Annotated in this window: 26 protein-coding genes; 16 read left to right on the top strand and 10 right to left on the bottom strand. The window is 72.3% G+C overall.

What is annotated here, in order from left to right; translation table 11 throughout:
• Nucleotides 1-3: 3 nt before the first annotated feature.
• Together ITJ56_RS12650 and ITJ56_RS12645 are read right to left on the bottom strand one after the other, a co-directional pair.
• Nucleotides 4-423 carry a GNAT family N-acetyltransferase gene (locus tag ITJ56_RS12650; RefSeq protein WP_416354780.1) on the bottom strand — a complete coding sequence of 140 codons (420 nt, stop codon included), beginning with the start codon at nucleotides 421-423 and terminating at the stop codon, nucleotides 4-6.
• A 21-nt stretch (nucleotides 424-444) separates the two neighbouring features.
• Nucleotides 445-1,116 (bottom strand): DUF4232 domain-containing protein, encoded by a 672-nt coding sequence (locus tag ITJ56_RS12645; RefSeq protein WP_194630963.1) that lies wholly within the window; start codon nucleotides 1,114-1,116, stop codon nucleotides 445-447.
• 99 nt (nucleotides 1,117-1,215) lie between these two features.
• Between ITJ56_RS12645 and ITJ56_RS12640 the strand changes: the two genes are divergently transcribed.
• Nucleotides 1,216-1,491, top strand: a complete 276-nt coding sequence (locus tag ITJ56_RS12640; protein WP_194630962.1) for a hypothetical protein — start codon at nucleotides 1,216-1,218, stop codon at nucleotides 1,489-1,491.
• A gap of 89 nt (nucleotides 1,492-1,580) precedes the next feature.
• Here the strand turns inward: ITJ56_RS12640 and ITJ56_RS12635 are convergent, their stop codons facing one another.
• Nucleotides 1,581-1,979: an NUDIX hydrolase gene (locus ITJ56_RS12635; protein ID WP_194630961.1), complete on the bottom strand. Its 399-nt coding sequence runs from the start codon at nucleotides 1,977-1,979 to the stop codon at nucleotides 1,581-1,583.
• A 35-nt stretch (nucleotides 1,980-2,014) separates the two neighbouring features.
• Entirely contained in the window at nucleotides 2,015-3,337 is a 1,323-nt protein-coding gene (locus ITJ56_RS12630) for a glutamyl-tRNA reductase (RefSeq protein ID WP_194630960.1), read from the bottom strand.
• Between the two features lie 38 nt (nucleotides 3,338-3,375).
• Between ITJ56_RS12630 and hemE the strand changes: the two genes are divergently transcribed.
• The 11 genes from hemE to hemL all read left to right on the top strand — a co-directional run bounded on the left by hemE (nucleotide 3,376) and on the right by hemL (nucleotide 13,239).
• The gene (hemE, locus tag ITJ56_RS12625) at nucleotides 3,376-4,527 is read left to right on the top strand and encodes a uroporphyrinogen decarboxylase (RefSeq protein WP_323749804.1); all 1,152 of its coding nucleotides are present in this window, start codon (nucleotides 3,376-3,378) and stop codon (nucleotides 4,525-4,527) included.
• Nucleotides 4,524-5,840 carry a protoporphyrinogen/coproporphyrinogen oxidase gene (locus tag ITJ56_RS12620; RefSeq protein WP_323749803.1) on the top strand — a complete coding sequence of 439 codons (1,317 nt, stop codon included), beginning with the start codon at nucleotides 4,524-4,526 and terminating at the stop codon, nucleotides 5,838-5,840. Before hemE ends, ITJ56_RS12620 begins: the two co-directional genes overlap by 4 nt.
• A gap of 100 nt (nucleotides 5,841-5,940) precedes the next feature.
• Nucleotides 5,941-6,195 carry a hypothetical protein gene (locus ITJ56_RS12615; RefSeq protein ID WP_194630959.1) on the top strand — a complete coding sequence of 85 codons (255 nt, stop codon included), beginning with the start codon at nucleotides 5,941-5,943 and terminating at the stop codon, nucleotides 6,193-6,195.
• Nucleotides 6,192-6,650, top strand: a complete 459-nt coding sequence (locus tag ITJ56_RS12610) for a phage holin family protein (RefSeq protein ID WP_194630958.1) — start codon at nucleotides 6,192-6,194, stop codon at nucleotides 6,648-6,650. Before ITJ56_RS12615 ends, ITJ56_RS12610 begins: the two co-directional genes overlap by 4 nt.
• A 32-nt stretch (nucleotides 6,651-6,682) precedes the next feature.
• The gene (locus tag ITJ56_RS12605) at nucleotides 6,683-6,913 is read left to right on the top strand and encodes a DUF3618 domain-containing protein (RefSeq protein ID WP_194630957.1); all 231 of its coding nucleotides are present in this window, start codon (nucleotides 6,683-6,685) and stop codon (nucleotides 6,911-6,913) included.
• A 69-nt stretch (nucleotides 6,914-6,982) separates the two neighbouring features.
• Nucleotides 6,983-7,741 carry a hydrogen peroxide-dependent heme synthase gene (gene hemQ, locus ITJ56_RS12600; RefSeq protein ID WP_194630956.1) on the top strand — a complete coding sequence of 253 codons (759 nt, stop codon included), beginning with the start codon at nucleotides 6,983-6,985 and terminating at the stop codon, nucleotides 7,739-7,741.
• The gene (locus ITJ56_RS12595; protein ID WP_194630955.1) at nucleotides 7,738-8,970 is read left to right on the top strand and encodes a ferrochelatase; all 1,233 of its coding nucleotides are present in this window, start codon (nucleotides 7,738-7,740) and stop codon (nucleotides 8,968-8,970) included. Before hemQ ends, ITJ56_RS12595 begins: the two co-directional genes overlap by 4 nt.
• On the top strand, nucleotides 8,967-10,019 hold the full coding sequence (gene hemC / locus ITJ56_RS12590) for a hydroxymethylbilane synthase (protein WP_323749802.1): 1,053 nt from the start codon (nucleotides 8,967-8,969) through the stop codon (nucleotides 10,017-10,019). Before ITJ56_RS12595 ends, hemC begins: the two co-directional genes overlap by 4 nt.
• A gap of 258 nt (nucleotides 10,020-10,277) precedes the next feature.
• A complete protein-coding gene (locus ITJ56_RS12585; protein ID WP_323749801.1) occupies nucleotides 10,278-10,859 on the top strand; it encodes a uroporphyrinogen-III synthase in 582 nt (193 codons plus the stop codon).
• A complete protein-coding gene (gene hemB, locus ITJ56_RS12580) occupies nucleotides 10,856-11,911 on the top strand; it encodes a porphobilinogen synthase (RefSeq protein WP_323749800.1) in 1,056 nt (351 codons plus the stop codon). Before ITJ56_RS12585 ends, hemB begins: the two co-directional genes overlap by 4 nt.
• A complete protein-coding gene (hemL, locus tag ITJ56_RS12575) occupies nucleotides 11,908-13,239 on the top strand; it encodes a glutamate-1-semialdehyde 2,1-aminomutase (RefSeq protein ID WP_194630954.1) in 1,332 nt (443 codons plus the stop codon). The genes hemB and hemL overlap by 4 nt, the downstream gene beginning before the upstream one ends.
• A 21-nt stretch (nucleotides 13,240-13,260) precedes the next feature.
• Here hemL and ITJ56_RS12570 read toward each other — a convergent pair whose 3' ends face one another.
• The 5 genes from ITJ56_RS12570 to ITJ56_RS12550 form a co-directional block, all read right to left on the bottom strand.
• The gene (locus ITJ56_RS12570) at nucleotides 13,261-14,046 is read right to left on the bottom strand and encodes an ABC transporter ATP-binding protein (RefSeq protein WP_194630953.1); all 786 of its coding nucleotides are present in this window, start codon (nucleotides 14,044-14,046) and stop codon (nucleotides 13,261-13,263) included.
• Nucleotides 14,043-15,365, bottom strand: a complete 1,323-nt coding sequence (locus ITJ56_RS12565; protein WP_194630952.1) for a hypothetical protein — start codon at nucleotides 15,363-15,365, stop codon at nucleotides 14,043-14,045. The genes ITJ56_RS12570 and ITJ56_RS12565 overlap by 4 nt, the downstream gene beginning before the upstream one ends.
• Nucleotides 15,366-15,367: 2 nt before the next feature.
• Nucleotides 15,368-16,036 carry a GntR family transcriptional regulator gene (locus ITJ56_RS12560; protein WP_194630951.1) on the bottom strand — a complete coding sequence of 223 codons (669 nt, stop codon included), beginning with the start codon at nucleotides 16,034-16,036 and terminating at the stop codon, nucleotides 15,368-15,370.
• Between the two features lie 93 nt (nucleotides 16,037-16,129).
• Nucleotides 16,130-17,104, bottom strand: coding sequence for an acryloyl-CoA reductase (locus tag ITJ56_RS12555; protein ID WP_194630950.1), 975 nt, complete (start codon nucleotides 17,102-17,104; stop codon nucleotides 16,130-16,132).
• Nucleotides 17,105-17,338: 234 nt separating this feature from the next.
• Nucleotides 17,339-18,367, bottom strand: a complete 1,029-nt coding sequence (locus ITJ56_RS12550; RefSeq protein ID WP_194630949.1) for a 6-phosphofructokinase — start codon at nucleotides 18,365-18,367, stop codon at nucleotides 17,339-17,341.
• An 85-nt stretch (nucleotides 18,368-18,452) separates the two neighbouring features.
• On the opposite strand from ITJ56_RS12550, the gene ITJ56_RS12545 reads away from it, so the two are divergent.
• Together ITJ56_RS12545 and ITJ56_RS12540 are read left to right on the top strand one after the other, a co-directional pair.
• Complete coding sequence (locus ITJ56_RS12545) at nucleotides 18,453-19,433, top strand: DNA-3-methyladenine glycosylase family protein (RefSeq protein WP_194630948.1); 981 nt, start codon at nucleotides 18,453-18,455, stop codon at nucleotides 19,431-19,433.
• An 84-nt stretch (nucleotides 19,434-19,517) separates the two neighbouring features.
• Nucleotides 19,518-21,011, top strand: a complete 1,494-nt coding sequence (locus ITJ56_RS12540) for a sugar porter family MFS transporter (protein WP_194630947.1) — start codon at nucleotides 19,518-19,520, stop codon at nucleotides 21,009-21,011.
• Between the two features lie 69 nt (nucleotides 21,012-21,080).
• Here the strand turns inward: ITJ56_RS12540 and ITJ56_RS12535 are convergent, their stop codons facing one another.
• Complete coding sequence (locus ITJ56_RS12535; RefSeq protein WP_194630946.1) at nucleotides 21,081-21,938, bottom strand: NAD-dependent epimerase/dehydratase family protein; 858 nt, start codon at nucleotides 21,936-21,938, stop codon at nucleotides 21,081-21,083.
• A gap of 80 nt (nucleotides 21,939-22,018) precedes the next feature.
• Here ITJ56_RS12535 and ITJ56_RS12530 point away from each other — a divergent pair, with 80 nt between their 5' ends.
• Nucleotides 22,019-22,537 carry an ATP-binding protein gene (locus tag ITJ56_RS12530; RefSeq protein WP_194630945.1) on the top strand — a complete coding sequence of 173 codons (519 nt, stop codon included), beginning with the start codon at nucleotides 22,019-22,021 and terminating at the stop codon, nucleotides 22,535-22,537.
• Nucleotides 22,538-22,624: 87 nt separating this feature from the next.
• Complete coding sequence (locus tag ITJ56_RS12525; protein WP_194630944.1) at nucleotides 22,625-24,952, top strand: ATP-binding protein; 2,328 nt, start codon at nucleotides 22,625-22,627, stop codon at nucleotides 24,950-24,952.
• The last annotated feature ends 29 nt before the right edge of the window (nucleotides 24,953-24,981 follow it).

Below are 24,981 nucleotides of genomic sequence, written 5' to 3'. Positions count from 1 at the left end.
CGCTCAGCGCAGGAGCACGAAGGAGCGCAGCGGCTGCGGTTCGACGTCGTGGGCCTCGACGAAGCCACGTGACTCGTAGAACGCGCGCTGCCCCGGCTCGTCGTCGGTGAGCAGGACTGTCTGGCGAACGCCGGCGTAGCGATCCAGCACGGCGCCGAGCAACGCACTGCCCACGCCCGACCGGTGCGCGGACGGCACGACGAGCAGGTCCTGCACGTACACGATCGTCACGCCGTCGGAGACGGTGCGGACCAGGCCGAGCAGGTGTCCGGCGTCATCGCGCGCGGTCAGCACCCTGTGGGAGCCGACGATCGCCGCGGTGAGGGCCGCGGGGTCCTGCGTGTAGGCGGTCCACCCGACGGCGTCGTACAGCACCACCAGCTCATCGGTGTCCGGGCGTTCGTCCCTGATCGTGGTGGTCACGGTGACCATCGTGCCCGACCGCTACGAGGTCGCCTGCCCCTCCGGCACGAACGCCTGCACGGCCAGCAGCGAGGCGTCAGCGGACGCACACGCCTGGAAGTCCGTGTCCTTCACGAACAGGGACTGCTTCGACCCGGGCGGGTACACGCGGAAGCCGTCCGGGGTCTGCGGCGAGCAGTCGCCCGCCGAGTAGTTCTCGGCCCGGACGATCTTGAGCGGGGCCACGGCGGTCTTGCCGGGTGCGAGCGTCACGGTCGGGTGCGATGAACTCTTCTCCTGCGTGGCTGCGGCGCCGATCTGCTTGCCGGTGCCACCCCCGACGAACGAGACGCCCGGCCACCCCTGCACCGTGCACGTCGTCGAGCCGGTGTTCTCGAGCACCAGGTGCACGAGGACGCTGCCGGCGGCACCACCGCTGCCGGCCTCGATGCGTCCGGCCAGCGACGACACCACGCACCGGTCACCGGCGGTGTCGCCCCCGGAAGCACCGGAACCGGCGGACGACCCGGAACCGGCCGACGGCGCGGCCGAAGTGGACTCCTCCGACGACTGCGGCGCGGACGCGGACGGCGCAGGCGCGGTGACGGTCTCGGTGGCGGCGGGCTGCCCGTCCGAGGCGCACCCCGCCAGCGTCCCGACGGCGACGAGCCCGGTCACGACGAGCAGGAACTTCGATCGGCTGCTGCGTTGCATGGTGCACAGGCAACCACCGAACGCCGCATCCGGTTCGGTCGGCGTCCAGGGACCGCGGGCACACTCCGAGGCAAGCAACCCGAGCAGCGGAGGTCGGACATGACGGGCAAGCACGAACAGGCACGAGGCGACGAGGGTCGCGCGGACGGGGTCGAACCCCGCGCCGGAGCCTTCACGGACAGCGAGATCCCGGGCGAGGAGCACGTCGAGTCGACGGAGCCGGTCGGCGAGTTCGTCTCGAGCGACATCCCCGGCGAGACTCGTCCGGACGGAGCCGGACCCGACGGCGAGTACGTCGACTCGGACATCCCCGGCGAGGCCGACCCGGCGCAGAACGGCGAGGTCGGGGAGTACACCGACACCGACAAGGCCTGACGAACCCGAGCGGAAGCGAGCCCATGCTCAAGGATGAGTACTCATCCTTGAGCATGGGTTCCTCTGCGTCGTCGCTCTGCGCATGACGGTCAGTCGATGAGCTCCGCCGCCACCAGGCGGCGGAGCGTCTCCACACCAGCTGGCGGGCAGCGACCCGCGTCTGCCGAGGTGACCCACTCGACCTCGTCCACCTCTGCCGAGGCGACGGGCGTGGCGGAGTCCAGCGCGCCTCCAGGCCGGACCAGGAACAGCGTCATCGCGACCATCGTCCCCGGACCCTGCCCGTGGGCGGGCTCGAGCACGACGCCGAACGGGTCGACCTCGTCGGCGGTCAGCTGCAGGCCGGTCTCCTCGTACGCCTCGCGAACGGCGGCCTCGACGTCGGTCTCGTGCGGCTCGGCCTTGCCGCCGGGCAGGTAGAGCACGTCGCGGGCCCGCGCGCGCACCATCAGGACGCGTCGCTCACGCACCAGCAGGAGCGCACTCACGCGCAGCGTGGGTGGTTGCGTGTCGGCCGGGAGGCTCAGCTCGCGTCCGCCTGGTCGTCGCGATCCGAGACGGTCGGGTCCAGGGCCGTGCGGTCGGCCAACGGGACGACCGGTGTCGGCAACTCGGCCGCCGCCTCGGGGCGCACGCCGTACAGGGAGTCGATCGCCGCGACGAACTCCTCGCCGCGTCCGGCGCGACCGAGCTCGCGAGCGCGCACCGAGGGACGGTGCAGCAGGACGCCGACCAGGTGCCGGAGCGCCCGCTCGGTGTGCTCGACGGACTCGCCGTCGGCGTCCGCGCGGCGCTTGGCCCGCTCGATCTCGTCGTCGAGGATGTCGAACACGTGCTTGCGGAACGCCACGAGCGCGGGGGTCGTCGACTGCTCCATCGCCTGCGCGCGGAACCGGGACACGGCGTCGTCGACCATCGCGCGGGCCTCGGACTCGGCGTTCAGCTCGGAGATCGGCGCGTGGATGCTGATGGTCTCGAGGTCGAGCAGCTCGACGCCGTCGACTCCGGCGGCCGCGGGGTCCACGTTGCGGGGGAGCCCGAGGTCGATGACGATCCGGCGGACGCCGTCGTCGAGGTCGGCGGGTGCGACGACCGGGACCTCGCTCGACGTGCAGGTGATCAGGACGTCGCTCTCGCCGATGGCCTGACGCAGGTCACGGGCGGCGACGAGGTCGTGCTTGGCGGCGAACCACGGTGCCCGGCCGGAGGGCGAGAACACCTGGATGTTCGTGGCGCCGCGGTCGCGCAGGGCGGCGATGGTGGTGGCCGCGTAGCTGCCGGTGCCGACGAGCAGCACGCGGGTGTGCGCCCAGTCGGTGACGCGGGAGGACGCGAGCTCGAGGCCGAGGCGCACGAGGGACCGGCCGGCGGCACCGATGCGGGTGCGGGTCTTCACGCCGCGGGAGGTGTGCGCAGCCTCTTGGAACAGACGCTCGAGGTCGGAGGTCGTGGTGCCGTTCGACCGGGCTTCCTCCAGCGAACGACGCACCTGGCCGGAGATCTCGGTCTCGCCGACGACGACGGACTCGAGGCCACTCGACACGGCGAACAGGTGCTGGACGACGTCCTTGCCACCCAGGACGTTGACGGAGTCGAGCACTTCGGTGGAGTCCAGGTCGCTCGCGGCGGCCACGGCCTGCACGGTGGCGGCCACGGCGGAGCCGCTGTCGTCACCCGCGATGTCGAGGTAGGCCTCGAAGCGGTTGCAGGTGGCGAGGACCACGGCGCCGTCCAGGACGCCGGCATCCGTCACGAGCCGGCTCGCCGCCGAGGGTGCACCGATGCTCAGTCGCTCCAGGAGGTCGAAGCTGGCGTTGCGATGCGACGCCGTGAGACAGATGAGCACGTAGTCAATGGTAACGCGCTCGATGGGAGAATCATCCGGTGACCGACGCGACGACCACATCCCTCCCCGATTCCCACCCCCTGGCATCAGGGCGGACGAGTGGTTCCCGCCTGGTCCGGGCCCTGCGGGGTGACCGCCCCGAGACGCTCCCCGTGTGGTTCATGCGGCAGGCCGGACGGTCGCTTCCCGAGTACCGGGAGCTCCGGATCGGCACGGCCATGCTCGACGCGTGCCTCGACCCGGAGATGGCGTCGGAGATCACCCTGCAGCCGGTGCGCCGGCACAGGGTCGACGCGGGCATCTTCTTCAGCGACATCGTCGTGCCGATCAAGCTCGCGGGCGTGGACGTCGAGATCGTCCCCGGCCGCGGGCCCGTGCTCGGTTCCCCGATCCGCACCCCCGCCGACGTCGACGAGCTCGAGCAGCTCGACCCGGCGGCCCTCGCCCCGATCCAGCAGGCGGTCCAGCGCACGGTGGAGCAGCTCGGCGACACCCCGTTGATCGGGTTCGCGGGGGCGCCGTTCACCCTCGCCGCCTACCTGGTCGAGGGCGGCCCGTCGAAGGACCACATCCGCGCCCGCACCCTCATGCACGCCGACCCGGAGACCTGGTCACGGCTGCTCGCCTGGGCTGCCGAGGTGTCCGGCGCCTTCCTCCGGGCGCAGGTGCTCGCCGGGGCCTCGGCCGTGCAGCTCTTCGACTCGTGGGTCGGGTCGCTCTCGCGCGCCGACTACGTCCGGTCCGTCGCACCGCACTCCGCTCGGGCGATGGCGCACGTCGCCGACCTCGGGGTCCCGCGCATCCACTTCGGCGTCGGCAGCGGCGAGGTCCTGGCCGACATGACGACCTTCGGCACGGACACCGTCGACGTCGACGCGGTCGGCGTCGACTGGCGTCTGCCGCTCGACGAGGCCGTGCGTCGCGTCGGTACCGGGGTCAGCGTGCAGGGCAACATCGACCCGGCGATGCTCTCGGCACCGTGGGATGTCCTGGAAACGCACGTCCGCGACGTCGTCCGTCGGGGTGGCGCGGCCCGGGCGCACGTCGTGAACCTCGGCCACGGTGTCCCGCCGGAGACCGACCCGGACGTCCTGACGCGCGTGGTCGAGCTGGTCCACTCGCTCGGCGACGGGAGCGCGGACGACGGCGCTGCGCAGGACGGCGCTGCGCAGGACGGAGCCGGCGCGTGACCGACGTCGTCGTGGTCGGCGGCGGGGTCGCCGGGCTCGTCAGCGCCCGCGACCTCGCCAAGGGCGGCGCGAACGTGGTGCTCGTCGAAGCCTCCGGGGTCCTCGGCGGCATGATCCGCCGGCACACCGTCGGCGGTCTCGAGCTCGACATGGCGGCGGACTCGTTCGCCACCCGCACGGACGCCGTCGGTCGACTGGCGATCGAGCTCGGCCTCGGCAACGACGTCGTGGCGCCGGACCCCCGGGGCGCCTGGCTGATGACCCGCGACGGCCGGACCTCCCCGATCCCGGCGACCGGGCTCCTCGGCATCCCGAGCACCCCGATGGCCGCCGACGTCCTCGCCGTCGTCGGGCAGCGGGGCGGTCTCCGCGCCCAGATGGACTCGCTGCTGCCCGCTCCGGTCGGCGCCGAGGCCGCGTCGCTCGGTGAACTCGTCCGTCGGCGCATGGGCGAGCGGGTGCTCGACGACCTGGTGGTGCCGATCGCCGGCGGCGTGCACTCCACGCACCCCGACCAGCTCGACCCCGACCGAGTCGCTCCCGGCCTGCGTGCGGCACTGCTGCGTGAGGGCTCGCTCGCCCGTGCCGTCCTGTCCCTGCGCGCCCGTGCCGCCGCGGGGACGCCGGTGCAGGGCCTCCGCGGCGGCATCGTCCGCCTGGTGGACGAGCTCGTCGCGGACATGGAGACCTACGGCGTGGACGTCCGGTTGCACACCCGGGCGACCCGGATCGAGGCGCACGCCGTCGAGATCGTCACGGCCGACGGTACGAGCGAGCGCATGCCGGCCGAGCACACGCTGTCGTCGGTGCCGGACCCCGAGCGCACCGTCTCGCCGGACCGGACGGGCATCGAGCTCGTCACGCTCGTGGTCGACCAGCCGGAGCTCGGCGCCGCCCCCCGCGGCACGGGCATGCTCGTGCACCCCGATGCCCGGGCCGTGACGGCGAAGGCCCTCACCCACGCAACGGTGAAGTGGACGTGGCTGGCCGAGGCGGCCGCCGGGCGCCACGTCCTGCGACTCAGCTACGCGACCACCGCGACGGACCCTGCGGACGTCGCCACGAGCCTCCCGGTCGACCCGGCCGACCCCGTCGGTACCCGTGCCCTGCAGGACGCGTCCACGCTGCTCGGCGTGCCGATCACGGCAGACCGCGTCGACGGCGCCGCCCGCGTCGGGTGGTACGGACCGGACCTCGCCGCTGCGGGGTTGGCCGAGGGCGTCGTCGGGATCGGTGAGTCCTCAACCGGACGGGGCCTGGCGGGTGTGATCGGTGCCGCCAGGACCGCCGCCGGGCAGATCCTCGGATCCTGAGCGGACCGCGCAGCGTCCGAGGGCTACTGTTGGTGAGACCGCCGGACGTATTCCGTTCGGTGCATGACCACCGCACACCTAATGCACGGAGGAATCGCACATGCGCGGAAAGCTCCTGTTCGTCGCCGGCGCCGCACTCGGGTACGTCCTGGGATCGCGAGCCGGACGGGCGCGGTACGAGCAGATCAAGACCGTCAGCGGCAAGGTCTGGAACAGCGACGGCGTCCAGAAGGGCGTGCACGTCGCCGAGGACTTCATCGCCGACAAGACGCCGGACGTCGCTGACTTCATCGGTGAGACGACCAAGAAGGCCGTCCGCAAGGTCGGCCAGAAGAAGGACACCACCACCTCATGACGGACACCCGCGATCGCAAGTCGCGTTCGCTGTTCGGCCTGGTCGGTGACGTCCCGAAGCTCGTCAAGGGCCTGGTCAAGGGCGAGATCGACCTGCTCAAGGCCGAGATGCTCACGAAGGCGAAGATCTTCGGGCTGGCAGCCGGTCTGCTCGTCGGTGCGCTCGTCATCGTGCTCTACGCGATCGGCGTGTTGCTGACGGCTGCCGTGATGGGCCTCGCGACCGTGATGCCCGCATGGCTGGCCGCACTCGTGATCGCCGTGGTGATGCTCATCGTCGCCGCGATCCTGGGGTGGATCGGCTGGAAGCGCCTGAAGAAGGGCCTGCCGATCACGCCGAAGCGCACGATCGACAGTGTGAAGAACGACATCAACGCGGTCAAGGGCCTCGGCAAGAAGCCGACCCCGCCGACGCAGTACGGCAGCCGCAAGCCGGACGTCGACGGCCGATCCTGAGCCCCGACAGCCGCACCATCGACGGAGGAACCGTGACCGATCCGCACGACGATCTCGCTGCCCGCGTCGCCGCGACCCGCGCCCAGTTGTTCGACACACTCGATGCGATCGAGGACAAGCTCAACGTCCCCAGGCAGATCGGGATCGCCGCGTCGAAGCTCAAGCGCGGGATCGACGAGAAGCCGGTGCCGTACCTGGCTGGTCTCGCAGCCGGTGTGGTGGTGGTCGGGGGTATCGTCGTGATGGTGCTCCGACGGCGGTAGACCGCCCGAGCGCGGTCCACCGGATGCGGGGCGGCCAACACCCCTGGCAACCGATAGGACAATGGATCCATGAGCTCCGACGCGCCCGCGCCCGCCGAATCCGGGCCTGCGCCCACGCACGATTCTCCCCATGAGAGCGACCCCGCGACGGGGGTCGACCCGAACATGCTGACGGCGTACGCCCTCTGGGCAGTGTTCCGTCGGCCGCTCGGCCCGGTGCACCGCGTCGGTGACGACGCCGTCGCGGAGCTCGACGCCGTGATCACCGGCGCAGCTGAGCGCGGGGTCACGATCCGCGGGTTCTACGACGTCTCCGGCTTCCGTGCCGACGCCGACGTCATGGTCTGGCTGCACGGCGACGACGCCCAGGCGATCCAGGCCGTGCTGCGACAGGTCCGTCGCACGGGGCTGTTCCAGGACGCCGAGCCCGTCTGGCACGTCATGGCGATGCACCGCGAGGCCGAGTTCAACAAGCGGCACACCCCGGCGTTCCTGCGCGGCAAGGACCCCGAGGCGTGGATCACGGTGTACCCGTTCGTCCGCTCCTACGAGTGGTACCTGCTGCCGGAAGAGGAGCGCTCGAAGATGCTCCGCGACCACGGCATGGCCGGCGCGAAGTACCGCCGCGTGCTCACGAACACCATCGCGACCTTCGCCCTGAGCGACTACGAGTGGATCCTGCCGCTCGAGAGCCCGGACCTCGTCGACCTCGTCGACCTGATGCGCGACCTCCGGTACACCGAGGCGCGGATGCACGTGCGCGAAGAGGTCCCCTTCTTCACGGGTCGTCGTGTGACGACCGCCGAACTCCCGGAGGTGCTGTCATGACCGACACCAGCATGATCACGAACGGCCAGGTCCTCGCCGCCACCCCCGCGGCGGCGTCCGGTCCCGAGCACGTCGAGGTGCCGACCGCCTACGACGCGATCCTGCTCGCCGGGTTCGGTGGCCCCGAGGGCCAGGACGACGTCATCCCCTTCCTCCGCAACGTCACCCGTGGTCGCGGGATCCCGGACGAGCGTCTCGAAGAAGTGGCGCACCACTACCGCCACTTCGGCGGCGTGAGCCCGATCAACGCTCAGAACCGTGCGCTCAAGGCCGCGCTCGAGGCCGAGCTGGCGTCGCGCGGCATCGACATGCCGGTCCTCTGGGGCAACCGGAACTGGGAGCCCTACCTCGAAGAAGCCTTCACCGAGGCGGCCGACAAGGGCTACAACAAGCTCGTCGCCATCGCCACGAGCGCGTACTCGTCGTTCTCCAGTTGCCGGCAGTACCGCGAGGACTACGCTCGCGTCCTCGACGAGACCGGTCTGATCGACACGATCCAGATCGACAAGATCCGACAGTTCTTCGACCACCCGGGCTTCGTCCGCCCCTTCATCGACGGCGTCCGTGACGGCATGGCCCGGGCGATCGCCGAGAACGACGGCCTCGACGTCGCGACCGAGCTGCACGTGTTGTTCTCGACGCACTCGATCCCCTCGACCGACGCGGCCAAGTCCGGTCCGGACTACCGCGGCTTCGGTGCGGGCGGTGCGTACGCCGCCCAGCACCAGGCTGTCGCCCAGGTCGTCCTCGACCAGGCCTGGTCCGAGCTCGTCGAGCAGCCGGAGCACGCCCACCTGCGGGGCACGTCGAAGCCCGCCTGGAAGCTCGTCTACCAGTCGCGCTCCGGCCCTCCGACGCAGCCGTGGCTCGAGCCCGACATCAACGACTACATGAACGAGGACCTCACGGGCGGCCCGACGCGTGCCGTGCTGATCGTCCCGCTCGGCTTCGTCAGCGACCACATGGAGGTCATGTGGGACCTCGACGAGGAAGCCACCGAGACCGCCGGTGAGCTCGGCTTCTGGTCGCTCCGCACGCAGACCCCCGGCATCGACCCGGCGTACGTGTCCGGGCTCGTCGACCTGGTGCTCGAGCGCGTCAACGGCTTGCCGAAGGCCGAGCGGCCGCACATGACCGACATCGGCCCCTGGTACGACGTGTGCCGTCCGGGGTGCTGCGAGAACGTACGAGCGGGGTTCAAGCCCGCCGCCGCCGGCGTCGCCCCGTGACCGACGCGACCGTGAACGACCCCAGCGTCACGGCGCCCGACGGTCCGACCCCGATCCGACTCGGCACCCGTGCCAGCCGGCTCGCGGTCGCGCAGTCCCAGGACGTCGCCGACCGCCTGGCGAAGGCCGCCGGGCGCCCCGTCGAGCTCGTCACCGTCACGAGCGAGGGTGACACGAACCGTGCCTCCCTGGCGTCGCTCGGCGGCACCGGTGTCTTCGCGAGCGCCCTGCGCGAGGCCCTGGTCGCGGGCGAGGTCGACGTGCTCGTGCACTCGCTCAAGGACCTGCCGACCGCGCCGTACCCGGGCCTGACGATCGGTGCCGTGCCGAAGCGCGCGGACGCCCGTGACGTCCTGGTCGCCCGGAACGGCGCGACGGTCGAGACCCTGCCCGAGCACGCCAAGGTCGGCACCGGCTCACCCCGCCGTGCCGCGCAGCTCCGTGCGACGCGTCCGGACCTCGACGTGGTCGACATCCGCGGCAACATCGACACCCGCCTCGGCCGGGTGGACGACGACCTCGACGCCGTGGTGCTCGCCGCCGCCGGTCTCGGGCGCATCGACCGCCTGTCCGCCGCCACCGAGCTGCTCGACCTCGGCTTCTGGCCGAGTGCTCCCGGTCAGGGTGCGCTCGCGGTCGAGATCCGCTCGGACGAGACCGACCGTGGGCTGCTCGCCGCACTCCGCAAGATCGAGCACGCCCCGACCCGCCTGACGGTGGCGGCCGAGCGCGAGGTCCTCGCCAAGCTCGAGGCCGGTTGCTCTGCGCCGATCGGTGCGACGGCCGTGGTGGACGCCGAGCTCCTGCTCGTCTCCGCGACGGTCTACCGCCCCGACGGCACCGAGTACCGCACCGCGTCGCACGCTGCCGTGCTCGAGGGCTCGGCACAGGACCGTCTCGACGAGGCGCTCGCGGTCGGCGGCCGTGTCGCGACCGAGCTGCTCGAGAACGGTGCGGCCGACCTGGCGGCCCTGGCGAGCACCGTCGCCGAGGACACCACGGACGGTCCGCACACCGCGGGCCCTGGCCTCGCGACCCCGGCGGAGTAGGCGGTCACCACGGACCCCACCGCCACCGACGCGGACGAGGCGCGACCCCCGGTCGTCCTCGTCCCGCGCGGCGGCGCGTGGGGCGACCGGGTCGCTCGCGAGGCGCGTGCACGCGGGCTCAGCCCCGTCGTCGTACCCCTCATCACGGACGCCCCGCCGTCCGACCCGTCCGCGCTCGACGCTGCGGTCTGCCGCCTGGTCGTGCAGGACGCGGCCGGGAGGAACGGATCACCCGCTCCTGTCGGTGACCGTGCACCCGTGGCCGGGTACGCGTGGGTGGTGGTGACCAGTGCGACGGCCGTGACGGTCCTCGCCGGACGCATGGCGCGCCTCCCGGCCGGGGTGCGCGTCGCCGCAGTCGGCGAGCCGACCGCCCGTGCTGCGCGGGCGGCGGACTGGGTCGTCGACCTGGTGCCGGACGAGACGTCCGCGGCCGGCCTGGTCGAGGCGTTCCCGCACACCGACGGCACCGTCCTGTCAGCCCGGTCCGAGATCGCCGCACCGACGCTCGTCGACGGGCTCCGCGCCCGCGGCATCGACGTGGACGACGTGGTGGCGTACCGTACCGTGGGGACCGGCGACGAGCCGATCACCCTCGAAGCGGCACCCGACGCGGTGCTCGTGACGAGCGGCAGCGTCGCCCGCGAGATCGCCCGCCGGATGACCCCGCTCGACCCCAGCACCCTCGTGGCCTGCATCGGCCCCGGAACCGCAGCCGATGCGCGCGCGGCCGGACTGCCCGTCCACGCCGTCGGACGGTCCCGGTCCGCAGAAGCCCTGCTCGACGCCGTCGTCGAGGCACTGAACCCGATCACCCCCCATCAGGAAGGTCACCCGTGACTGGACGCTTCCCCCAGGTCCGCCCCCGTCGGCTGCGCGCCACCCCCGCGATGCGACGCCTCGTGGCCGAGACCCGGCTCCACCCCGCCGAGCTCGTGCTGCCGATGTTCATCCGCGAGGGCGCGACCGACGCCGTCGACATCTCGAGCATGCCGGGCGTGCAGCAGCACTCCCTCGACTCGTTCCGCCGCGCGCTCGTGTCGGCTGCGGAGGTCGGGGTCGGCGGCGTGAACCTGTTCGGTGTCCCGACCACGAAGGACGCCACCGGCTCCGGCGCGACCGACCCGGACGGCATCCTCAACGTGGCCATCCGGGTGGCGAGGGAAGAGGTCGGTGACGCGCTCGTCGTGCAGTCCGACCTGTGCCTCGACGAGTTCACCGACCACGGGCACTGCGGTGTCCTGGCGGCGGACGGCTCGGTCGACAACGACGCGACGCTGCTGCGCTACCGCGACATGGCGGTCGCCCAGGCCGAGGCAGGCGCCGAGCTGGTCTGCATGAGCGGGATGATGGACGGCCAGATCGCCGCCGCGCGTGACGCCCTCGACGGTGCCGGCCACAGCGGCACCGCGCTGCTCGCCTACGCCGCCAAGTACGCCTCGGCGTTCTACGGGCCCTTCCGCGAGGCGGTGTCCTCGTCGCTCGTCGGTGACCGCCGGACGTACCAGATCGACGCCGCGAACGGCCGACAGGGGCTCCGCGAGGTCGCGCTCGACGTCGACGAGGGCGCGGACATCGTCATGGTGAAGCCCGCGATGAGCTACCTCGACGTGCTCGCCGAGACGGCGGCCACGTCGCCCGTGCCGGTCTGGGCGTACCAGATCTCCGGCGAGTACGCGATGATCACGGCAGCGGCGCAGAACGGCTGGATCGACCGCGACGCCGCGGCGATGGAGTCGCTCGTCGGCATCAAGCGCGCGGGTGCCGACGCGATCCTGACCTACTTCGCCGTGGACATCGCGCGGAAGCTCAACGAGGAAGCGGGCCTCCGCACCTCGGGCAGCACCGCGGACGTCGCCGGCATCGCCTCGACCGGGAAGGCCCCCGAATGACCACGAACGACCAGCTCTTCGGGCGTGCGAAGAACGCCATCCCCGGTGGCGTGAACTCGCCGGTCCGCGCCTACGGCTCGGTCGGCGGCACGCCGCGCTTCTTGGTCTCCGCGAAGGGCGCCTACGTCACCGACGCCGAGGGTCGCGAGTACGTCGACCTCGTCGCGTCGTGGGGCCCCGCGATCCTCGGGCACGCGCACCCCGGCACCGTCGAGGCCGTGCAGCAGGCCGCAGCGCACGGGCTGTCGTTCGGGGCGTCCACCCCGGGCGAGACCGAGCTGGCCGAACTCGTGAAGCAGCGGGTGTCGGTCGACGGCGACGGGCCGATCGAGAAGCTCCGGATGGTGTCCACCGGCACCGAGGCGACGATGACCGCGATCCGGCTGGCCCGCGGCTACACCGGCCGCGACCTGCTCGTGAAGTTCGCCGGGCACTACCACGGGCACTCGGACTCGCTGCTGGCCGAGGCCGGTTCGGGCGTCGCGACCCTGGCCATGCCGGGCAGCGCGGGCATCACCGCCGAGACCGCCGCGCAGACCCTCGTGCTGCCCTACAACGACCTCGACGCGGTCCGCCGCGCCTTCGACGAGCACTCCGAGCGCATCGCCGGCGTCATCGTGGAGTCCGCCGCCGCCAACATGGGCGTGCTCGCCCCGGAGCGCGGCTTCAACCGGGCGCTCGCGCAGATCGTGCAGTCGCACGGCGCGCTGCTCATCGTCGACGAGGTCCTGACCGGGTTCCGCGTGGGTGCCGCCGGTTGGTGGGGCCTCGAGGCGTCCAAGGTCGTCCCCGACGGCGCCGGGTGGAAGCCCGACCTCATCACGTTCGGCAAGGTCATCGGTGGAGGCATGCCCCTCGCCGCGCTCGGCGGTCGGCGCGAGGTCATGGACTTCCTCGCCCCGCTCGGTCCCGTGTACCAGGCGGGCACGCTGTCCGGCAACCCGCTCGCGGTCGCGGCCGGTACCGCCACGCTGCGCGCCGCGACGCCCGAGGTGTACGAGCACCTCGACCGCACCGCCGCCGTGATCGCGACCGCGACGAGCGAGGCGCTGTCGGCCGAGGGCGTGGCGCACTCCGTGCAGCACGCGGGCAACCTGTTCTCGTTCGCGTTCACCGACCAGGCGCCGCGGAACTACGACGACGTGCGGGCCCAGGACGTGTTCCGCTACGCGCCGTTCTTCCACGCGATGCTCGATGGCGGGGTCACCCTGCCGCCGAGCGTGTTCGAGGCCTGGTTCGTCACGGCCGCCCACGACGACCGCGCCGTCGGGCGGATCCTCGACGCCCTGCCCGCGGCCGCGAAGGCAGCTGCCGCCGCGACAGCCTGACGGTCGCGGAGCAAGCACGCGTCAAGCGGATCGGCGCGCGGCCCACCGGCCCTCGGCGCGCAGGATCGCGAGTGGGAAGTCGAACGCGTGGGAGACCGCCGATGACGTGATCACCTCGTCCGAGGTGCCCTGGGCCACGGCCACCCCGTCACGCAGCAGCATCGCGTGCGACGTCGAGGCCGGCAGGTCCTCCAGGTGGTGGGTCACCATGACGCTGCCGAGGTCGGGGTGCCGGTGCCGCAGCGCGTCGACGGTCTCGAGCAGGTGCTCCCGCGCGGCGACGTCGAGTCCGGTCGCCGGCTCGTCGAGCAGCAGCAGCTGGGGCTCGGAAATCAGTGCCCGGGCGATGAGGGCCCGGCCGCGTTCGCCCTGGGACAGCACGGGCCAACGGGCGTGCCGTCGCGCGGTGAGTCCGACGTCGGCGATGTGCTGCTCGGCCAGCGCGACCTGGCCGGCGGACGGCTCCCACCGCATCATGAGGTCGGTCGTGCCGGTCAGCCCGGTGAGCACCGTCTCGAGCACGGTGAGCGGCGAGAGCATCCGGTGTCGCGGGTCGACGTGCCCGATGTGTTCGCGGAGTTCCCGCACGTCGGTGCGTCCGAGCCGACGGCCGAGGATCTCGACCGTGCCCGCCGTCGGGTGCCCGGTCGCGCCGAGGACGGCGAGCAGGGTCGACTTGCCGGCGCCGTTCGGTCCGAGCAGCGCCCAGTGCTCACCGCGCCGGACGGTCAGGTCGATGTCGTGCAGCAGGTCGCGGCCGGACCGCGTGACGCGGACTCCGGCGGCGTGGATCAGGACGTCGCTCACGAGTCCATCGTGCCGTACCGCGCCGTGACGTCGTCCACGTGCGCGCCGGCGATGCCGATGAAGAGCCGGGCCGCGGTCCGAGCGGTACCGACGTCCCCACTGCCGGCAGCCGCGTCGAGGGACATCCACAGCGCGTCCGCTTCCCACTGCCGGAAGGCCGGTGCCTCCGGGATCGCGTAGGCGAGCCGCGCCATCGCGAGACGCAGGGCCTGGCGTTCCCAGCGGTTGCCGGACTGCTCGGCCAGGAACCGGGTGACGGCGAACGCGCTCTCCGTGTACCGGTGGTCGCGGACCTCGCCGTCGGAACGAGCTCGTGTGAGCAGCCGGCGGAGCTCGTCGAGTGCGGTGCCCGCGAGGCCGGGCAGGACGTGGACGACGGCACTGCCGAAGACCCCGACGAGCAGCCCCATCGCGTCCTGCCAGTTGGTGAGGGAGGGTTCCGCGACGCGGTACCGGCCCCGGTCGCCGGAGACCAAGCCGAGGTCGTGCAGCCGCCGCAGCGCCTTGAGCACCGCCACGGGCGGAGCGCCCGTCCGCGTGACGAGGCCCGAGAGGGACTGCGTCGAACCGACCGGCAGCGCGCCCGAACGCACGTCGCGGAGCAGGGCGCGGTCGAGGGCGCTCGGGAGCCGTTCGGCGACCTCGGCGCTCGGTCGACTCGTCCGTGGGATCCCGACGTTCCGGCGGTGGACCTCGAACAGGCGCTCGAGGATCTCCGCGGCGGCCGTCGCGACGGCCGGGTCACCGGTGTCCACTGCCCGGGTGATCGTGGCCGACCACGTCCCGATGTCGTGCACCGACCAGAGCTGCGTCGGGAACCGAGCCCACCGGACCCGCTCGAACGCCCGCAGGCCGAGGCCACGGACGAGTGCGTTGGGGCAGTGCTCGAACCAGAACTGCACCGAGGCCGAGAACGCGGTCGGGTACTCCGGGAGCCGCAGCGACGCCGACGTGCTGGCCCGCGCGACCAGGTCGTCGAGCTCTCGGCGCAGCTCGGCGGTCAGCACCGGGATCGTGGCGCGGATCGCCGGACCCATCAGCGCGACCCAGAAGTCCAGCGCGTCGGACAGCTCGGCGTCGGACAGCTCGGCGTACTGCCACGTGCCGTCCGGGCGCCGGGACAGGATGCCGAGGTCCTCGAGCCGTGCGGCCGCCGCTCGGACACGGCCGCGGGACGTCCCCCACTCCCACCCGAGCGCGTCGAGGTCGACGGCCGTCGTGCTGCTGGGGCCGGAGCGGACGTGGGCGAGCAGGGACGTGTACGCGTCGTCGTTCGCCGCCGTCCACGGATCGGCGTCGCCCCACTCGCCGTCGTCCACGGTCAGCCGCGGTCGGCGCGGACCGCCTCGATGTGCTGCTCGAAGTTGCGGGTGAGGGCCCGTCCGGCCTCGGCGGCCGCTTCGCCGTCGCGGTCGGTCAGGGCCTCGCGCAGGATGGAGAAGAACGCCTCGGACCCGTACTGCTCGAACGCCGGCGTCGGGTTGAGCGTGAAGCGCACGCGTTCCATCGCCCCGACCGCGGCGTGCTGCACCAGGGGGTTGCCGGAGTGCTCGACCGCGAACTCGATGATGCCGGTCAGGGCACCGCTGAAGCCGTAGTCCCGGACCTTCCGCATCCGGTCCGCCTTGTCGAGCAGGGCGGAGAGGGCCTCGACGTCCTCGTCGCTGTACTCGGGGACGCCCCAGCGCAGGCTGAGCTCGAAGAACCCGGCGGTCGCACGGGTCGCGGTGACCCAGTCGTCGAAGGTCGGGGTCGCGACGCGGGTGTACCGGTTCGCCTCCATCTCGACCAGGCCGATGTCGACGAGCTTCGCGATGGCCTCGCGGATGGGGGTGCGACTGACACCGAGCCACTGCACCAGCTCGTCGTCGTTCAGGCGCTCGCCGTGCTGGAGCGTGCCGTCGCGGAGCGCCGCGAGCATCTTCTCGTAGACGACGTCGCGCAGGAGCTTGCGGGGCGAGCTCTCCACCGTGGACTTGGGGACCGGCATGTCATCTCCTCGTGGACGAAATCGACACTCGAAATCCTAACGTGCCAATATGCAAACGGTTGGGAAATGAAGACGCAGTCTTGGCCAGCACGCTCACCTGATCGCGACCACCGTCCGGCCGTGCACGCGCCCCGCCACCACCTCGGCCCCGATCGCGATGGCCTGCTCGGGTGGCACGGTCCGGGTGACGTCCGCGAGCAGGGCCGCGTCCAGGTCGGTCGCCAGCCGGTCCCACGCCCGACGGCGGAGCTCCACCGGGGCGTCGACCGAGTTGATGCCGAGCAGGGACACCGAGCGCAGGATGAACGGCAGGACGGTCGTCGGCAGCGCTGAGTCTTGCGCCAGCCCGCAGGCCGTCACCGCTCCTCCCCAGCGCGTGGACGACAGCGCGTTCGCCAGGGTGGCACCGCCGACGCTGTCCACGGCACCGGCCCAGGTGGCCCGCTGCATCGGACGACCCAGCTCGGCCAGGGCACCGCGGTCGACGACGTCGCGGGCACCGAGACGCCGGAGCGAGTCAGCGTTGGCCGTCCGACCCGTCGACGCCGTCACCCGGTAGCCGCGGGCCGCGAGCAGCGCGATCGCCACCGTGCCGACGCCCCCGGAGGCACCCGTGACCAGCACCGGACCGGCGTCGGGCGTGACGAAGCGCTCGAGCGCCAGGACGCTGAGCATCGCCGTGAACCCCGCGGTGCCGATGGCGGCCGCGAACGAGTCGTCGATCGCCTCGGGCAGGACCACGAGCGACCCCGACGGCACGACCGCCTGGGTCGCCCATCCACCGTGGCGGGTCTCGCCCAGGCCGGCGCCGTTCAGCACGACGCGGTCACCGATCGCGACGTCGTGCACCCCCGGGCCGAGACCCGAGACGGTGCCGACGACGTCGATGCCCGGCACGAGCGGGTCGAGCCGGGCGACCCCGGGGTTCCGGGCGAGCGCGAGGCCGTCCTTGTAGTTGACGCTCGAGTACGTGACGTCGACGAGGGCTTCGCCCTCGGCCGGATCCGGCAGGTCGACGTCGGTGACGGTGGGCGGGGCGGAACTGGAGACGAGGACGGCGCGGGTCACACGCCGGACGCTACCCCCCTCCCTCGCAGGCTCGGTCGGCGCGCCCGGCATGCCGCTGGCGCGTCATCACCGAGCCGGTCGCGCCCGGCGGCCTGCCCGTTCTTTCCCAGAACGCGTGCGATGCCTGGTGGGTTCGGGCGTACCGGGTCAGAAGAACCGACCAGGTACGCCCGATTCGACCAGGTGCGCCCGAAACAGCCAGCCGCCCCGCGCCGCCCAGTCCCGCCAGCCCGATCACCCGAACATGATCGCGGCCTCGTCGAAGCGCGCCTGTGGCACCGTCTTCAGCGCGCCCAGCGCCTCGTCGAACGAGACGTGCACGATGTCCGTGCCCTTCAGCGCGACCATCCGACCCCAGCGCTCCTCGACCACCGCGTCGATGGCCGCCAGCCCGAGCCGCGTCGACAGCACCCGGTCGTACGCGGTCGGTGTGCCACCCCGCTGGATGTGCCCGAGGGTCGTCGCACGGGTCTCGATGCCCGTCATCTCCTCGATCAGCGGCGCGAGGCGCTCGCCGATGCCACCCAGGCGCGGGCGCCCGAAGGCGTCGAGTCCGCGCTCGGTGTGTGCGGTGTCCTCGTGGTCCGGCACGAAGCCCTCGGCCACCACCACGAGCGGCGCGCGACCGCGGTCGTAGGCGGCGCGCACCCACTTCGCGATCTGCTCCATGCTCGTCTTCTGCTCCGGGATGAGGATCGCGTGCGCGCCCGCTGCCATCCCCGAGTGCAGGGCGATCCAGCCCACGTGCCTGCCCATCACCTCGGCGACCATGCAGCGCGAGTGCGACTCGCCGGTGGTGCGGAGGCGGTCCATCGCCTCGGTCGCGATCGCGACTGCGGTGTCGAACCCGAACGTGTAGTCCGTCGCGCCGAGGTCGTTGTCGACCGTCTTCGGCACGCCCACGATCTTCAGGCCGGCGTCGGTCAGGCGCTTCGCGGCGGCCAGGGTGCCCTCGCCGCCGATCGCGACGATGGCGTCGATGCCGTGCTTCTCGAGCATCCGCTCGATGGCCTCGGCGCCGCCGTTCGGCCCCTCGAACGGGTTGGTGCGGCTGGTGCCGAGGATCGTGCCGCCCTGCTTCGCGATCCCCTGGATGTCCTTGCGGCCGAGCGGGACGATGTCGCCGTCGACGACGCCACGCCACCCGTCGCGGAAGCCGACGAAGTCGTGTCCGTAGATGGCGATGCCCTTGAGGACGATCGCGCGGATGACCGCGTTCAGGCCGGGGCAGTCGCCTCCGGAGGTGAGGATGCCGATGCGCATGGGGAGCTCCGTCGTCGGGTGGTGGGGACTGTGCGGGGGACTGTGCCCATCATGACTGACGGTGGTTCCGCATTACCATCCCGGTGTGCCCCCGCTCGCTTCCGCCCCGACGCCCACTGGCGCGTCTGCTGCTGCGGGTGCGTCCGAGGACGCGGCTCGCGTCGACACGGTGTACCGGCCTGGAGGCGCGGTGGACGTCGCGTCGACCCTGCGGCCCCTGCAGCGCGGCTCCGGCGACCCCGCCTACCGGGTGGTCGACGGCGTCGTGTGGCTCGCGTTGCGCACACCCACGGGTCCTGCCACCGTCGCGATCCGGCGGGCCGGCGACGCGATCGTGGTCTCGGCGTGGGGGAGTGGTGCGTCGTGGGCGGTCGAGCACGCACCCGATCTGCTCGGCCGCGGCGACGACTGGTCGGCGTTCGACGTCTCCGGCCACGAGTTCCTGGCGGCCGCCCGGCACCGGCAGCCCGGGCTCCGGCTGCTCCGCACGAACACCGTCGTCGCGATGCTCGTGCCCGCGATCATGGAGCAGAAGGTGACCTCGCGGCAGGCGTGGGGCGCGTGGCGGTACCTGCTCCGCCGGCACGGGACCCCGGCACCCGGGCCCGCACCCGCGGGGATGATGGTCCCGCCCGACGCCGCGACGTGGGCGAGGATCCCGAGCTGGGAGTGGCACCGCGCCGGCATCGAGCCCGGTCGCTCCGCCACCGTGATGCGTGCCGTGAAGCTGGCGCCGGCGCTCGAACGGACCCTTGCGCACGGGCGTGGGGGAGCCGAGGTGTCCGCGAAGCTGCAGTCGATCCCCGGGGTCGGCCGGTGGACCGCCGCCGAGACCGCGCAGCGCTCCCACGGCGACCCGGACGCACCGAGCGTGGGGGACTTCCACGTGCCGGCGCTCGTCGGGTGGGCGCTGACCGGTGCTCCCGTTGACGACGACGGGATGCTCGAGCTGCTGGAGCCGTGGCGCGGGCACCGGGAGCGGGTCGTGCGGTTGATCGGCGGCTCGGGGTTCCGGAAGCCGGCGTTCGGGCCGCGCATCACCATCCAGGACCACCGGCACCACTGAGCCTCGCCTTCCTCAACGGCCGTTCGTCTGCCGCCGTCTACCGTGACGCCCGGTCCGGGGTGCGCCCGGCACGGAGAGGACGCGATGACGACCACCACCGACGAGCACGAGGACGAGCACGAGAACGTCCCCGGCGTGCCCCGGGCGATCCCCGACGACACCGGGCCGGCCGAGACCGCCCGCACGACCAAGCGGCACGTCACCCGGGTGGCGTTCGTCGCCGCACTCGGCGGACTGCTCTACGGCTACGACACCGGCGTCATCTCGGGCACGCTCATCGAGATCGGCAAGGAGTTCTCGATCGGCTCCAGCGTCAAGGAGTTCATCACCGCGTCGATCCTGGTCGGCGCGATCCTCGGGGCGTTCTTCACCGGGCCGATCTCGGCACGGATCGGCCGGCGGCGCACCATCCTGGTCATCGCCGCGGTCTTCGGCCTGGGCGTGCTGTTCGCCGCGGTGTCCCCGAGTCCGGTGTTCCTCATCCTCAGCCGCCTGTTCCTCGGCCTGGCCGTCGGCGGGTCGACCCAGACGATCCCGACCTACATCGCCGAGATCGCACCCGGACCCCGCCGCGGCAGCCTGGTCACCGTGTTCAACTGTGCGATCGGCGTCGGCATCCTGTCCGCCGCGATCGTCGGGGTCACCCTGAACGGTGTGCTGTCCTGGCGCTTCATGATCGGCGTCGCGGCCGCACCCGCCATCGTGCTGCTGCTCGGGATGCTGCGGCTGCCGGAGAGCCCGCGCTGGTTCGTCTCACAGGACCGCATCGGTCCCGCCCGCCGGGTGCTGCGCTGGCTGCGGCCGGACCACCGCACCGCCGAGGACGAGCTCGACGACATCCGGAAGCTCGACGAGGCCGAGCCGGACGCCGGTTCCGGGCAGTGGTCCCAGCTGCGGAAACCGTGGGTCCGGCCCGCCCTGGTCGCGGGGCTCATCGTCGCCGCGTTCACGCAGCTGACCGGGCTCGAGATGATGATCTACTACACGCCCACGATCCTGACCGACGCCGGGTTCCCGCACGTCTACTCCCTGTGGGCGAACGTCGGTGTCGGCGTCGTCTACCTGGTGATGACCTTCGTCGGGTCTCGGTTGGTCGACCGGATCGGGCGCAGACGGCTCACCCTCGTGATGCTGCCGGGTGCCGCGGTCAGCATCGGGCTCTTCGGTGCGCTCTTCTTCGTGCAGGGCGGCAAGCCGTCGCCGGTGGTCACGATCGTCCTGATCCTGGCGTTCATGTTCTTCCAGGCCGGTGGGATCCAGGTCGTCGGGTGGCTCGTCGGCTCCGAGATGTACCCGCTGCGGATCCGCGCTGCCGCGACGAGCCTGCACGCCATGGTGCTGTGGGGCGCCAACCTGCTCGTGACCTCGACCGCGCTGACCCTGACCGGGTGGATCGGCCTCGGCGGCACGATGCTGCTCTACGCGGGGCTCAACGTGCTCGGTTGGGTCCTGGTGTTCCTGCGGGTGCCGGAGACGAAGGGCAAGTCCCTCGAGCAGATCGAGCAGTCCCTGCGGGACGGGACGTTCCTGCCGCACCGGCGCGGTCACGAGGACCGCGCGGTCGACCGGACCGCCTGACGGGCCGGGAGGCGCGTGGCGGCACCGTCACGCGCCTCCCGGCCGTCAGCAGCACCGTCCGGGCGTGCGTCAGGGGTGGCGCGTGCCCTCGCCGGACAGCACGGCGCGGTAGCCCTCGCGGAACGTCGGGTACTGCGGGGTCCACCCCGTCGACCGCAGCAGCGCGTTGGACAGGCGTTTGTCGCCACCGGCCTGCCGCGCGTCGCCCTCACCCGTCACCGGATGGGGAACGCCGAGCTCGTCCGCCAGGAACCGCAGCACGTCGTCGAGCCGGCTCGGCTCGTCGTCCGTGCCGAGGTAGAGCGGTGCCGGGTCGGGCAGGGACGCCAGGTGCACGAGCGCGGCGGCGGCGTCGTCGCGGTGGATGCGGTTCGTGTGCGGTGAGGTGCCGGGTGCCAGTCGTGCGGAGCCGGACCGGACCTGGTCGATGAGTCGCTCGCGGCCGGGGCCGTAGACGCCCGACAGCCGGAGCAGCACAGCGCCCGGTGCCCGCTCGCGCAGCAGGACCTCGGCCTCGACCAGGACCTCGGCGGTCGGGGTCGCACCGTGCGCCGGGGTGTCCTCGGTGACCTCGCTGCCGTCGGCGACGTCGTGGACCGCGGTCGAGGACACCACGAGCAGGCGCGGATCGGCGGCCGAGGCGGCGATGCCGTCGAGCACGTTGCGCAGGCCGTCGACGTAGGTGGCGCGGTACTCGTCGACGTCACGGCTGCCGGCGGCGAAGGCCACGACGACGACGCTCGTGTCGGCGGGGACCTCGGGGACCTCGCGGCGGAGGTCGACGCTGCGGCCGGTGATCGGGGAGGGGACCAGTTCGGCCCGTCGGCGGAGGCCGAGCACCCGGTGGCCCTGCTCGGCGAAGCGGAGGCCGGTCTCGGTCCCGAGGTCGCCGCAGCCGGCGATGACGACGGTGGTGGAGTTCTGCACGGGTCGACCTTGCCACGGACGACACTGCCCGGTGGTCGCGGTTCCGGCCGACGACCGATGGCGGGTGCGAGGATGTGCGCATGCAGACTGACGGCGCGGGCGACATCTCCGGGATCCACGGGCCCGCCTGGGAGCGCACGGTGCTCCTGCGGGTGCCACCGAACGACGTCGACGAGGTGCACGAGTCGATCGACGATCTCTGGCACCTCAACGCCGATCTGGGCGACGGGGAGAGGATCCGGTTCGAGACCGCGATGGTCGAGCTCGCCGGGAACGTCATCGACCACGCCGAGGGAGACGAGCGGCTGCTCTGCGAGTTGACGCTGCGACGGACGTCCACGTCCCTGGAGGCGGTGCTCAGCGACAGCAGTGCCGAGGTGCACGTGCCGTTCCGTGCGGTCATGCCGGACCCGGAGGAGATGGCGGAGTCCGGGCGGGGGATCGCGATGATCGAACTCCTCATGGACGACTTCTCCTACGAGCGGGACTCCCACGGGAACAAGTGGCGCCTCGTGATGCGCCTCCCCGCGGCGCTCCAGCGCGACCACCACGTCGCCGACAGCCGAGGCGGAGACGAGCCGGGACCCGCACCGGCCTGAGCGCGCCGACGAGCGCCGACGAGCGGCGAGTGGTCCGCCCGTTCTGGGGCGTGTCCCGTCGGCGCAGTTCGCCGTAGCGTTCGGACGGTGACATCACCGACGGGCATCTCGGTCCAGGCCCGGCAGGGCGCTGTTCGACCCGAGCCTGCGACCGCGCGGGTCGCGACGTCCCTCGGCCTGGTGTCGTTGCGCCTCGGAGCCGAGCGCGCCATGGTGGCGATGCTGGCCGTCGTCACCGCGTCGCTGGTCGTGCTCTCACTGCCGGCCTTCGCCGCGGGCCACCCGACGGGCATGGCTCCGCTGCCGGTCGTGTCACTGTGCCTGGCGGGGGCGATGGTCACAGCGCTCCCGCTCGCGCTGCTCCGGCGCGGACGACCCGCGCGAGCAGGACTGTGGGTACCGGTCGCCGCCTTCGTCGGACTCCTCGTCCTGGAACCGTTCGCACTCCACGATCCCCTGCCGACCGGGTCCACTCCATGGCTCGTCGGACTGTCCCTGACCGCCTTCAGCTGCACGGCGGTGGCCGAGGCGAGCCCAGCACGCGCCGCCGTGATCTGCGCAGGGCTCAACGCTGCTCTCGCTTGCGTCTTCGCCGAACAGTCCCCGGCCAGCCACAGCGTCGTCAGGGTCATCGCGCTCGCCCTGCTCGCGGCAGGCCTGATCGCGGGGGTGAGGATCGTCCGGGTGCGGGCGGACAGGGCCGACGCCGCGGAGCACGACGCGCAACGGCTGTTCGAGAACCACCAACGGCAGGTGGCGACGGAGGCGGAGCGCGTGCACACGGACGGGCTGTTGCACGACACCGTCCTCGCCGCGCTCCTCGCAGCTGCGGGGAACCAAGCACCGGAGCAGGCCACCAGCATGTCCCGGTCCGCACTCGAGCTCGTCTCCGACCTGGGCGATCACCCTGACCCGCAGCCGGCAACCGTCCGGTTCGGGCAGGTGCTGTCGTGCAGGCAACCGGAACTCGACCTGTTCCACGAACGTGTCGAGGTCGACCTGGAGGACGCGCGCACCGTGCGCCTCCCACCCAACGTCGCCGAGGCGCTCGTCTCGGCGACCCTGCAAGCGCTCAGCAACAGCGTCGAGCACGCGGGACCTTCCGCGCGCAGGACGGCGGCCGCCACCCGCCTCGACGACGGTGGGCTCAGCATCACCATCGCCGATGACGGTGCGGGCTTCGACATCGCCGAGATCACGGAGGAACGACTGGGGGTGCGCGTGTCCATCCTCGAGCACACGCGCCTCGCCGGCGCCTCGGCGACGATCGACTCGTCCCCTGGACGTGGCACGACCGTCTCCCTCGAGTGGCACCCGACCGACCAGGCCGCGCCCTCGAACCGTCGACCGGGTGAGGCGCTCCTGAACCTCATCCCCAGGCGCCATCTCTCCCGCGTCCTCGGAACGGTGATCGTGGTGGCGGTCCTGATCGCCAACGTGGAAGCGTTCCTCGTCACCCACGCCTACGCGTCCGTCCTCGCCTCGATCCTCGGTCTCACGCTCCTCCCGGCCCTCCTCCGCGGAGCGAGGCGGGGGACCGTGTCGAACCGGGTCGCGTGGGGCACCACCGTGATCAGCTGCCTCCTGTGCTGCATCGCGACGATCGGTCTCGACCCGGCCACCTTCGACGCCCTGTCGATCAGCCGGTACACCTGCGGCGTCCTCGCCGGCGCCGTGATGGGGTGGATGGCCGGACGAAGAGGACTCCCCATGGTGGCAGTCGCCGTCCTGCTCGCGCAGATCACCCTGTGGGCAGGGCCGGCCGCGATCATCCGGCTCGGTCTCGCGGGTGAGATCGTCATCGTCATCGCCGGGCTGTTGATGCACCACACCCTCCGACGCGTCACCGCAGCCGCCCAGGTCGCAGCCGACCAGCACCGTGAACTGACGATCCGGCAGGCGGAGTTGGACGCGTTCCACCTCGAACGGCAGCGACGGCTCCGCCATGCCAGCCAGGCCGCCGCCCCGATGCTCCACCACATCGTCCTGGTGCGCGGGAGACTCGACGCCCATCACCGATCAGAGTGCCGCGTCCTCGAGCAGGCCCTCCGCGACGAGATCCGCGGCCGCCACCTGCTCAACGACGCCGTCCGGAGCGTCGTCTCCGCGCACCGTCGTCGCGGGTCCCTCGTGCAGATCCTCGACGACGGAGGACTCGACGGGCTCGCCCCCGACACCCTCGACGCCCTGCTCGACGACGTCGTCGAGCACCTCGAGCCGGTGCGGTCGAGCCGCATCGTCATCCGCAGCGGACATCCGGAATCGGGGACTGCCGTCACCATCGTCGCCTCGACTCCGGACGAGACCGCCGCTGCCCTCGGCATCGACGCGGACGACGAGGTCGACCTCTGGGTTACCATCCCCCACCCGGCCAGCGTCACCGCCGGTTCGACGAGCAGGGCGAGCGCGGCCTGATCCCGCGCGACACGAAGCGACCGCGCTGA

It is taken from the genome of Curtobacterium sp. VKM Ac-1376, from assembly GCF_015351025.1.
In the GTDB taxonomy this organism is placed as follows: Bacteria; Actinomycetota; Actinomycetes; order Actinomycetales; family Microbacteriaceae; genus Curtobacterium.
Note: the sequence above shows the minus strand (reverse complement) of the source record. Positions and strands in the feature narration are given on the sequence as shown.